At 47.6% G+C, this 3,045-nt stretch carries 5 protein-coding genes; all 5 read right to left on the bottom strand.

All coding sequences use genetic code 11. From position 1 onward, the window contains the following. Positions 1–339: 339 nt before the first annotated feature. Positions 340–1,062 (bottom strand): DUF6946 family protein, encoded by a 723-nt coding sequence (locus G494_RS0114760; RefSeq protein WP_028585134.1) that lies wholly within the window; start codon positions 1,060–1,062, stop codon positions 340–342. Positions 1,063–1,332: 270 nt separating this feature from the next. Then, on the bottom strand, positions 1,333–1,704 hold the full coding sequence (locus G494_RS0114755; RefSeq protein ID WP_028585133.1) for a DUF805 domain-containing protein: 372 nt from the start codon (positions 1,702–1,704) through the stop codon (positions 1,333–1,335). A 119-nt stretch (positions 1,705–1,823) separates the two neighbouring features. Continuing rightward, positions 1,824–2,447 carry a pentapeptide repeat-containing protein gene (locus G494_RS23770; RefSeq protein WP_028585132.1) on the bottom strand — a complete coding sequence of 208 codons (624 nt, stop codon included), beginning with the start codon at positions 2,445–2,447 and terminating at the stop codon, positions 1,824–1,826. Between the two features lie 53 nt (positions 2,448–2,500). Next, on the bottom strand, positions 2,501–2,716 hold the full coding sequence (locus G494_RS26985) for a hypothetical protein (RefSeq protein ID WP_153305907.1): 216 nt from the start codon (positions 2,714–2,716) through the stop codon (positions 2,501–2,503). 34 nt (positions 2,717–2,750) lie between these two features. Then, positions 2,751–3,045 (bottom strand): transposase (locus tag G494_RS0114745; protein ID WP_028585131.1); only part of this gene is annotated, 295 nt, incomplete at its 5' end.

Below are 3,045 nucleotides of genomic sequence, written 5' to 3'. Positions count from 1 at the left end.
TCTCCGGATCGCTCAACCCCATCATTGCTGCAGGAGTTTATTGGTCTGTCATCCCCTACAGCTGGGAACTCACGAACTGGAGCCTCCCTTGAGAGCTGTGAAGGCAATCTCCCTCTCATCCCCCGCACATACCGGAATCCAGAGCGGGGAGGAAGAACTCCCCTCTCCGTGGGGCGTCATTCCCGCGCAGGCGGGAATCCAGTCCTTGCGGAACCATGGAACAGGCCGGGTTTAGCGCATGCTCAGTTGCAGCTTCCGTGTGCTCATCTGAACAGGCTGGATACAGCTGCAGGGGCTGATACTGTGACGAAGTCGACCTTTATAAGAGGTATGTTTACTCTAAAGATCGAAATACTCATGCAGGCAGATAAGACGTTTTCCCTGTACCATTAATTCATGGCCTTGTACTTCCTTGGTCGCCAGCTGAAGAGGATGAGCGCCGACTTTGGACATGAATTGGATATAGTCTTGGTAGTTCTTGAGTCCTAAGCCTTCGTTATAGAGATGAGTCTTGAAAACAAGTACAAACAGTATTGAAATATCAGCTCCTGCCGCCAGGGTGGCGACCGTTGCATAGAGCAGTTGGTAGCGAATATCGAACATCGATGTATCCGGTTCGTGAAAGTACATAGCTAATAACCGCTCTATTCTTTCTGGAGCATTTGTAGAGGTGCCGGTTATCTGTTTGGCTTTGTACATCAGGTAACTATCGCGAACCGACGAGCCAAAGCTTTCGTCGACTTTGGCTTCAGCACCTACAAATATGGTCGCGTCATTTTCGGTTCTGCCAAACAGGGCAATGTCGTGCATGCGGCCACGACCGAATCTATCAAATCGGATTTCATGCTCCGGAATAGCACGCTCAATCTTTACGGTTTCGCCTAGTGCTTCTGCAACGCGGCTCTCTATAATTTTTCCACCATCGTGATTAATGATGAACTCGGCTGCTGAGTAAGCGCTTCTGCCCTCTTTCCACTGATGAGAAGTTTGCGGAGTACCGTAGAGCTTTGACCAGTCTGCGAGACTGGTGATTTTGTTGCCATCCGAATCTTCTATGCGCACCTTGTGACTTCTTTAAGCTTATATTTTAGATATATAGGAGCAAGCTTGACTTTATAATTCTGTCTCCTTTTTTTGCTTTCATCCCCGCACAGACGGGAATCCAGGATGGGGAGGAAGAACTCCCCTCTCCATGGGGCGTCATTCCCGCGCAGGCGGGAATCCAGTCCCTGCGCAACCGTGAAACAGGCCGGGTTTAGCGGTATTTTGTTTTTGTACATTTAAAGGGTTGGCTTGGTCCGAACCCGGTTGTCCGCCGTCCGCTGCTGTTTGTTAGGCTGCGATTCCGGCCTTCGGGTTTGGGCCGTACTGATTCTCGCCAGGCTGACTGTCCTGAACCATGAATACCAAGAGAACGACCGCACCAATGATCGGCACAAGGGCGATCAGCAACCACCAACCACTCCGGTCGCGGTCATGGAGCCTTCTGACTCCCACGGCCAAGCCAGGGAGCAGAACAGCCAACATATACAGGTTGGCAAGGATGCTTTGCTCGCTCTCGGGAGCAATGCCCGCGAAGCTTTCGACAAGCCCAAGGATCAACCCGATGATGACGTTGCAAAGAAAGAACATCCAGTATTCCTTTCGCCGTGCCCGACCGTTGAACACAGCATACTTCTTCAGAACTTCAAGGTACCAATTCATGCGCTCTCCTCTCTTTCTGTGGCTACGTTGGCACGCTGCCAACAGGTGAGTAGGTCGTTTCCCTTAATCTACGCAACAACAGGGAATCCAGGGTCGAATCGTTTTACCTTAAAAGCGATTTAGTCAGTGTCCATTCTGTCATCTGGCTCAAAGTTTGCGCCGTGTTTTTTTGCATACTCATACCCAGACTCATTAAACTTTGCGCCATTGACCAAGGTATTTTTCATGCTCGCACCTTGTAAAGCAGCACCACGTAAATCGGCTTTTTCGAATTTTACCCAATCAAGATTGGTCCTCTTCAAGTTGGCGTTACGCAAATCAGCCTGAATCATGATATTCTGGTGCAGGTCAAGTCCTTCCAGGTTAGCTTTATACAATTTGGCATTTTCAAAGCTGTCTCCGATGTACTTTACGTTATGCAAGTCCACTCTAGTTAAATTGGATCGATTCAAATTTGCGTAACGTAAATTTGTTCCGGAAAGATTCGCTTCAATGAGATTGCATTCAGATAATAATGCCCACTCCAGATTAGCATTACTCAAATCTGCCTTGCGTAAATCTGACCGAATTACAATTGCCATTTTCAAATCCATTCCTGCTAAGTTAGCGCCGGAAAGGTCACACTCTTTGCATTTATTGGTAGCTAAAAAATTGTCGAGATCTTGCTGGTTAAATGCAGCAGCTGGAAAAGCAATCAGCAATACTAATGATGCAGCTAGAATCACGAAGGAATATCGGTACATGTTCACTCCTTTTGTGGTCAATACCAAAGGGGATGCAGTTATCATCTACTCTGTTAATCCATTGGCGGCGAGTTAGGATCGGATAAGTCAACGATAACAGGAATTAATCCTTTGAAAATAAGGAAAAGGGTTCCGGAGGAGAGAGTGGCACTTGAAATGTTTGAATTGTTTTTGGCTTCTTCGAGCACATGGTTTCGAGCAGCTTCAACAGTCATAGTTGCAAGAAGTGAAGAAAACGTGGCTTCCAGTTCCTGTACTCCTTGATTCATGGCCTGCCAGTTTGTCTTTGTAAAAGGTGCCTCTTCAGACAAATCTATGGGTGAAATCAGGAACAGGCAGATTGCCAAGTGAATGATATAGCGCTGCTTCTCGCAATTTATCACTCCGAAACCCATAGGATTTTCTGATGGTCAGTTTAGCTTTGTTATTGAACCCCTCTACAATGCCCGAGGAAAATTCCTTTTTGGCGTGAAAATAGTTGAGGATCAGCGGCTTGTGTTTCCGGATAGTGCGCGTAAATTTTTTCAGTTCAGGAAGGCTGCGGTGGCGCATGACATCCCTGGTCCATTGGTCGATAAAGGTGCCTGCCCAGGCAGGG

The sequence above is a fragment of the Desulfogranum mediterraneum DSM 13871 genome (assembly GCF_000429965.1).
Classification (GTDB): Bacteria; Desulfobacterota; Desulfobulbia; order Desulfobulbales; family Desulfobulbaceae; genus Desulfogranum; species Desulfogranum mediterraneum.
The sequence above is the reverse complement of the archived record's forward strand: the minus strand, read 5'-3'. Positions and strand labels throughout refer to the sequence as shown.

What these genes read in the sequence shown, in the direction of transcription:
- G494_RS0114755 (WP_028585133.1), bottom strand. Translation starts at nt 1,704, where the DNA reads ATGAATTGGTACCTTGAAGTTCTGAAGAAGTATGCTGTGTTCAACGGT.
- G494_RS23770 (WP_028585132.1), bottom strand. Translation starts at nt 2,447, where the DNA reads ATGTACCGATATTCCTTCGTGATTCTAGCTGCATCATTAGTATTGCTG.
- G494_RS26985 (WP_153305907.1), bottom strand. Translation starts at nt 2,716, where the DNA reads ATGAATCAAGGAGTACAGGAACTGGAAGCCACGTTTTCTTCACTTCTT.